The 7,123-nt window shown below is 68.7% G+C and carries 5 protein-coding genes and 1 rRNA gene; 2 read left to right on the plus strand and 4 right to left on the minus strand.

Annotation, left to right across the window (positions count from 1 at the left end; all coding sequences use genetic code 11):
* Positions 1-393: ribosomal RNA gene (locus tag EPO51_RS23655) — 16S ribosomal RNA — on the minus strand; the annotation flags it as partial.
* Positions 394-1,645: 1,252 nt separating this feature from the next.
* Here EPO51_RS23655 and EPO51_RS23660 point away from each other — a divergent pair.
* Complete coding sequence (locus tag EPO51_RS23660; RefSeq protein WP_293355584.1) at positions 1,646-2,083, plus strand: RrF2 family transcriptional regulator; 438 nt, start codon at positions 1,646-1,648, stop codon at positions 2,081-2,083.
* Between the two features lie 105 nt (positions 2,084-2,188).
* Here the strand turns inward: EPO51_RS23660 and EPO51_RS23665 are convergent, their stop codons facing one another.
* Together EPO51_RS23665 and EPO51_RS23670 are read right to left on the minus strand one after the other, a co-directional pair.
* Positions 2,189-2,617: a CBS domain-containing protein gene (locus tag EPO51_RS23665; RefSeq protein ID WP_293355586.1), complete on the minus strand. Its 429-nt coding sequence runs from the start codon at positions 2,615-2,617 to the stop codon at positions 2,189-2,191.
* 97 nt (positions 2,618-2,714) lie between these two features.
* Positions 2,715-3,422: a rhomboid family intramembrane serine protease gene (locus tag EPO51_RS23670; RefSeq protein ID WP_293355588.1), complete on the minus strand. Its 708-nt coding sequence runs from the start codon at positions 3,420-3,422 to the stop codon at positions 2,715-2,717.
* Between the two features lie 119 nt (positions 3,423-3,541).
* Here EPO51_RS23670 and EPO51_RS23675 point away from each other — a divergent pair, with 119 nt between their 5' ends.
* Positions 3,542-6,430 carry a M16 family metallopeptidase gene (locus EPO51_RS23675; protein ID WP_293355590.1) on the plus strand — a complete coding sequence of 963 codons (2,889 nt, stop codon included), beginning with the start codon at positions 3,542-3,544 and terminating at the stop codon, positions 6,428-6,430.
* A gap of 212 nt (positions 6,431-6,642) precedes the next feature.
* On the opposite strand, the gene EPO51_RS23680 is transcribed toward EPO51_RS23675, so the two are convergent.
* A partial coding sequence (locus EPO51_RS23680; protein ID WP_293355592.1) for a hypothetical protein occupies positions 6,643-7,123 on the minus strand: 481 nt, incomplete at its 5' end.

The following is a 7,123-nucleotide window of genomic DNA, read 5'->3' on the forward strand; positions in this document are numbered from 1 at the left end:
AATCCTAAGACCTTCATCATTCACGCGGCATGGCTGCGTCAGGCTTTCGCCCATTGCGCAAGATTCCCTACTGCTGCCTCCCGTAGGAGTCTGGGCCGTGTCTCAGTCCCAGTGTGGCTGATCATCCTCTCAGACCAGCTATGGATCGTCGGCTTGGTGAGCCTTTACCTCACCAACTACCTAATCCAACGCGGGCTACTCCAATGGCGATAAATCTTTCCCCCGAAGGGCACATACGGTATTAGCTGAAGTTTCCCTCAGTTGTTCCGTACCAAAGGGCATATTCCCACGCGTTACTCACCCGTCCGCCGCTGCCCCGAAGGGCCGCTCGACTTGCATGTATTAGGCCTGCCGCCAGCGTTCGCTCTGAGCCAGGATCAAACTCTCAGGTTGAGTTGACTTCTGACCTTCAGCGCTACCGATCCCCGAAGGAACCGGCTGGCTATAGTTTGCGTATTCTTTGACGAGTTCCCACAAATCATAGCCGAACCGAAGTTCGACCATATTCATGGTGTCTTCAAAAAAGACCGCAATCCGATCAGCGTCGAGATAGTCTGGTTAGGACTATCGCCAGGACGCCGCCGCCTGCGTTTCTCTTTCCAAATCAACGATGTCAAAGACCCGCACCGGCTTTCGCCGAGCCCACTGTTTAGCGCCGGTGGTCGGCGGAGGCGGCTATCTAGTGACCGGCCTCTTTAGTGTCAACCGGCCTTTTTGAGGCTTTGCGACAATTCCGAGAACCCCCGGATTTGGCCGCAAAAATCACCGCGGGCTGCCGAGGGGCTTCCCTCTAGGTCCGTAGCGATTCGATTGGAGCTCGGGAAAATACTCATTTCGAAGCGAATATCAAGCGCCTTATTCGACGCCCGCCGTTCGTATCGATGTGAGCCCCGCCCCGAGCGGGAGGCGGCTATCTAGTGGCCGTCTCCCTGGGTGTCAACCGATCCTTTTCAGGACCCTGGCCGATCTCCGGAAGATCCGGATCTTCGAGCCAGGCCCCGCTTCGATGGCTTGGAAGGCGAACCGACCAAGCCGCCCCTGCGAGGCTGCCGACGTCTCGGAACATGGTGACTTCGAGAAGTTTTTCAAGGACTTGCGTCCCATCAAACTCTTCGTCGTCAGCCCCGCCCCGAGCGGAGGCGGCTATCTAGTGGCCGACCTCCTGGGTGTCAACCGGTCCTTTTGAGGACCCTGGCCGATCCCCGGGAAACCCGGATCTTCTGGCCAAGCCCCGCTTCGTCAGCCGTGGAAAGCGAGCTCTCCGGGCGTCCTCGGCGGGACAGTCGACCTCTCGGGACAGATGCGGCTTCGTCAGGATTATCAAGGACTTAAGCCCCTGTCGATCCGTTCGTCGCCGCCCGTTTCCGAGCGGAGGCGGCTATCTATTTGGGCCCCCGCCCGGCGTCAACAGGGACTCGCAAAGAATCTCACAAACCGGCGGAATGCCGCACGCCGCCGCCGGCGTTCCGCGGGGTCAGGGAATGGTTTCCCGCGGGCGCGCGCCTGCTCGGGCACAGACGTGCCGGAGAAACGCCGGATCACGGCCGGCCGCTGCGCGCATGTTGAGAATGCCGCACTCCCGCGAGGCGGGAGCCGCCTTGCGCCCGTGTCATGCGCCCGCCACAACTTCACGGGGGAGACGCGGATGCTGTCGCAGAAGGCCAAGTACGGATTGCGGGCGCTGGTGGAGCTGGCGCGCGCCGACGGCGCCCAGGTGAGCGCCGGCGAGCTGTCCGTGCGCGCGGGCGCGCCCCGCAAGTTCCTCGAAGCGATTCTTCTGGAGCTATCGCGCAGCCAGGTGGTGCTGAGCCGCCGCGGAAAGTTCGGCGGCTACGTCCTGGCGCGCCCGGCCGCGGAGATCACCTTCGCGGAGGTCATCCGCATCATCGACGGGCCGTTGGCCCTGGCGCCGTGCGTCAGCCCGCGGCTGGGCTTCCGCAAATGCGCCGACTGCCCAGACCTAGCCACCTGCACCTTGCGCGAGGCCCTGCTGCGCGCCCGTGACGCCACCGCCGAGGTGCTCGAGGCCTATACCCTGGCCGACGCCGCCGTCTCCGGCGTCCCGCTCTCGACGGCGATGTAGCCTGAACAGAAACCGGGCGGGGATGGGGTCTGCCCCCTTCCCCGCCCGTCACCGACGCACCGCCGGCTTTCAGCCCTCCTCTTAAGGAGGGGGGTCTCGTCGAAATCAGCTCGCAGCGATGTAGGCCTTCAGGCCGTCGGCCTCGGCCTCCACCTCGGAGATCTTCCATTTCACCAGGTCGCCGATGGAAACGATGCCCACCAGCCGCTCGGCCTTGCAGACCGGCAGGTGGCGGATACGGCGATCGGTCATCCGCGACAGCAGGGAATCGACGGTCTCGCCAGGATCGGCGAAGAGCACGTTGACGGTCATGAAGTCCGCCACCGGCCGCTTCATCGCGGCTGCGCCCTGCGAAGCGATGGCCCGCACCACGTCCCGCTCGGAGACGATGCCCGCCACCCGCTCGGCGTCCATGACGACCAAGGCGCCAATTCCCCGGGAATGCAGCAGTTCAGCGACCGAGCCGACCGTATCGGCCGGCTTGATGGTGAAGACCGTATCTCCCTTGGTGCGGAGAATCTGTGAGACCAGCATGAGGCCTCCTGTTCCCGTTCTCTGGAAGAACACCGTCGCCCAGTTTCATCCGGGACACAATGCGCCTGGCTTCACGCACGCGTGAGCGCCGTGACGCTTAGCGCCGCCCGGCCAGCCAGCCGAACGGACCGATCAGCAAGGCGCCGGCGGCGAAACCGGCCAGGTGCGCCTCCCAGCCGACGGCGGCGCCTGCGCCGACCCCGGGGATGAGGGCTCCAGGCGCGAGAGCCATGATCATGTTGACGACCAGCCAGGCGGCGCCCATCGACACGACCGGCCGCGAGAACAGTGGCCCGACCCGCCCTTCTCCGCCGATCAGCCGTGCCGCCGCGCCCATCAGGCCGGAGACGGCGCCGGAGGCCCCGAGCAGAGAGGCTTCCTGCCCCCAGTGCAGCGCCGCAAAGCCCAGGCACGCCAGCACCCCCGCGGCGACGTAGAAGAGGAAGAACAGCACCGCCCCGCTCATCCTCGGGCCGAAGAATCGCGCCACGGGCGCTCCGAACGCCAAGCCGAAGGCCGCGTTGAACAGCGCGTGGGACCAGCTGCCGTGCACGAAGAGCGAGCTGATCAGCCGCTCAGGATGTCCCTGCAGCATCAGCGCCGGCGAGAAGGCGAAGGCTTCCTCGACGAGCGGCAGAGGAAAGCGGCTCTGGACCAGATACGCCAGCACGATGCCGACCGTCAGCGCCACCACCGGCCATGGGGCGTTGACGATGGGCTCGGGCGCGGGCCGGAAATCCGGATCGCCCGGATGGGGCGGACGCGATCCGCCCGGCGCGGGCGCTTCGAAATAGGCGGTGCTCATCGCCACCGTATGTAAGGCGTGTCGGCGCGGAGCGCGAGCGCGCCGCTTTCCCGCCTTGCCGCGGCCATCCGGCTTGGCGATGTTGCGCGCCGTTATATGGACCTTTCCAGGCAGTATTGATGATCCGTCTTCCGGGCGCAGGCCCCGCACTTGCCGCCGCGCTCGCCCTCGCCTTCGCCTTCGCCCAGCCAGCCGCAGGCCAGGCGCCTCCACCCGCGGCAACGCTGGCGCCTGCGAAACTGGCGCCCGGCCAATGGCCCCAGGCGGTCTCGGACCTGAAGCCCGACCCGGCGATCCGCTTCGGCGCCCTGCCCAACGGCATGCGATATGCGATCCGCAAGCAGACGGTCCCCGCCGGCCAGGCCGCCTTCCGCCTGTGGTTCGCCTCGGGCTCGTTGATGGAGACCGACCAGCAGGCCGGCCTCGCCCACTTCCTGGAGCACATGGCCTTCAACGGCTCGAAGGAAGTGAAGGAGGGCGAGATGGTGCGGATTCTCGAGCGCCTGGGCCTGGCGTTCGGCGCCGACACGAACGCCTCGACCAGCTTCTCGGAGACCGTCTACAAGCTGGACCTCCCGCGCACCGACGCCGAGACGATCGACACCTCGGTCAAGCTCCTGCGCGAAGCGGCCTTCAACCTGACCATCGACCCGGCGGCGGTGGACCGCGAGCGCGGGATCGTGCTGTCGGAGGAGCGCGCCCGCGACACCCCCGGCTATCGCGTGGTGATCCAGCGGCTGAACTTCCTGCTGAAGGGGCAGCGGCTGCCCACGCGGCTGCCGATCGGCAAGGTGGAGGTGCTCAGGAAGGCGCCCGCCAGCCTGATCGCCGACTACTATGACCACTGGTACCGGCCCGAGCGCGCCGTCTTCGTGGCCGTCGGCGACTTCGACCTCGACGCGATGGAAGCCAGGATCAAGACGGCGTTCGGCGGATGGCAGGCCAAGGCGCCCGCCCTGCCCGAACCCGACCAGGGGCCCGTCGCGCCGCGCAAGGCCGAGGCCAGGCTGGTGGTCGACCCCGGCGTGACCCAGTCGCTGCAGGTCACCTGGATCAGCCCGCCGGACCTGACGCTGGACACCACCGCCAAGCGGCGGCGCGACCTGGTCGAGAACCTGGGCCTGGCGGTGCTGAACCGCCGCTATTCGGCCATCTCCCGCGCCCCCGACCCGCCCTTCCTCGGCGCGGGCGCCTACAAGGGCGAACAGGACGACGCCGCCGAGGTGGCGACCATCGCGGTCAACGCCGAGTCGGGCCGCTGGCGCGAGGCCCTGACCGCCGCCGAGCAGGAACAGCGGCGCATCGTCCAGTACGGGGTGCGCCAGGACGAGCTGGACCGCGAGATCGAGGAGATCCGCGCCACCCTGAAGGCGGCCGTCGCCGGCGCCGCCACCCGCCGCCCCGCGGACCTGGCGGGAGAGATCGTGGGCTCGCTGGCCGACCACACCGTGGTCACCTCGCCGGCGGACGACCAGGTCTATTTCGAGGCCGACGTGAAGGGCCTGACGGCCGCCACCGTGAACGCGGCGCTGAAGGGTGTCTTCCAGGGCCAGGGGCCGCTGGTGTTCATGGCCTCGCCCACGCCCATCGAGGGCGGTGAGGCGACGCTGCTGGCCGCCCTCAACTCGTCGCAGCAGGTGGCCGTGACGCCACCGGCCCAGACCCGGCAGATCGCCTGGCCCTACGAGCGCTTCGGCCCGACCGGCAAGGTGGCCGAGCGGCGGGAGGTGACCGACCTGGGGACCACCTTCGTCCGGTTCGAGAACGGCGTCCGCCTCACCGTAAAGCCGACCACGTTCCGCGACGACGAGGTGCTGGTTCGCGTCAACGCCGGGCGCGGCATGCTGAGCCTGCCCGCCGACCGTCAGAGCCCGTTCTGGGCCTCGAACGCCATCATCGAGGGCGGGCTCGCCAAGATCGGCGTGGAGGACATGGAGCGCGTGCTCGCCTCCAAGGTCTATGGCGGCCGGTTCGGCATCACCGACGACGCCTTCGTCCTGACGGGCGCCACGCGCACCGGCGACCTGCCGACCCAGTTGCAGGTGCTGGCCGCCTACATGACCGAACCCGCCTGGCGCGAGGCGGCGCTGGCGCGGATCAAGGCCGCGTCCCGGACCATCCACGACCAGTACGAGGCCACCGACAACGGCGTCATGGCCCGCGACCTGCCCGGCCTGCTGCACTCCGGCGACCGGCGCTGGACCTTCCCGAGCCGCGACGAGATGGCGACTGCGAAGCTGGAGGACATCAGGGGCGCGATCATGCCCGACCTGTCGACGGGACCGGTCGAGGTGGTGATCGTGGGCGACATCACCGTCGAGCAGGCGATCGCCGCCACCGCCGCCACCTTCGGCGCCCTGCCCCCGCGCGCCGAGGCCAAGCCGGTTCCGGCCGCCGAGCGGGTCGTCCGCTTCCCGGCGGCCAGTCCGCAGACCCTGACGCTGACCCACAAGGGCCGGGCCGACCAGGCCATCGGCTTCATCGCCTGGCCGACAACCGACTACTTCGCCGACCCCCAGCGGGCCCGCGACACGGCGGTCCTGCGCGAGGTGATGAAGCTGCGCCTGACCGACCAGCTCCGGGAGGCGCAGGGGGCGACCTATTCGCCCGACGTGAACTCGCAGCACAGCCTGGTCTGGACCGGCTGGGGCTACATCGCCGCCAATGTCGAGGTGCCGCCCGAGAAGCTGCCCGGCTTCTTCGCCGACACCCAGAAGATCGCCGCCGACCTGCGCACCACCGAAATCGGCGCCGACGAGCTGAGCCGGGCCAAGAAGCCCCGGATCGAGGGCATCCAGCGGGCGCGGGTGACCAACGGCTACTGGCTGGGCGAACTCAGCGGCGCCCAGGCCGATCCGCGCCGCCTGGAATCGATCCGCGAGATCATCCCCGGCACCGAGAAGGTCACCGCCGCCGACGTGAAGCGTGCGGCCCAGACCTGGCTGAAGCCCGAGGCCGCCTACAAGCTGACGGTCATGCCCGCGGCCGGGGCGGCGGCCGCTCCCTAGAGCCCATTCCGAGCCGCCGGGCCGGGCCACGAACACCGCCTCCTCCGTGAGCTGGTGCGCACCGAAGTCGAAGGCGCTGCTGTTTTTGACCACGGACCACACGAACCACACGGACGGCTGCGACGCCGGCGAGGCCTCGCAGTCCCGAGCGGGTTCGTGGGGTTCGTGTGGTCCGTGGTCGGCCTTTTCGGCGCTGCGCGCCGCGCAGGCGGTCAGGCCGAGCTTTGGGGCTGGGGCTCCGGACCGCCGGGATCGGGGGAGCCGGGGTCGGGCGGCGGGGCTTGGGCCTCCGCATCCGACAGGTCGAACGGATCGGGCAGGTCGCGCCAGTTGAGGGCGGCTTCCTCGGACAGGCCCATCTCCTGGCAGAGGCGGGCGGTGTGGTCGTCCAGCGGCTCGGCGCAGAAGTCGTCGCGCAGGCAGCCCTCGGCAATCGCCTCGTCCATCATCTCTTCCAGCCAGGCGATGGTGTCGTCCGTTTCGGTCTCGTGCCAGATCACCCGGGTGACCGCGTCGCGCACGGTGTCGATCCGGCGCGCCAGGTCCGCGCCGCTGGGCTTGCGGGGCGGCGCGGCCGCCGCGACCCGCTCGGCCTCGCGGGCGTCCAGCGCCTGCTGGCGCGCCAGCCTGGCCTCCAGCGCCACGGTCTGGCGCACCGAGCGCGAGATGGTGTGGAACGCCTTCACCAGCGCG

The sequence above is a fragment of the Phenylobacterium sp. genome (assembly GCF_004297125.1).
Lineage (GTDB): Bacteria > Pseudomonadota > Alphaproteobacteria > Caulobacterales > Caulobacteraceae > Phenylobacterium.

Bases quoted from the DNA above. Each gene is read 5' to 3' on its own strand.
- EPO51_RS23660 (WP_293355584.1), top strand. From the start codon at position 1,646: ATGCTGTCGCAGAAGGCCAAGTACGGATTGCGGGCGCTGGTGGAGCTG.
- EPO51_RS23665 (WP_293355586.1), bottom strand. From the start codon at position 2,617: ATGCTGGTCTCACAGATTCTCCGCACCAAGGGAGATACGGTCTTCACC.
- EPO51_RS23670 (WP_293355588.1), bottom strand. From the start codon at position 3,422: ATGAGCACCGCCTATTTCGAAGCGCCCGCGCCGGGCGGATCGCGTCCG.
- EPO51_RS23675 (WP_293355590.1), top strand. From the start codon at position 3,542: ATGATCCGTCTTCCGGGCGCAGGCCCCGCACTTGCCGCCGCGCTCGCC.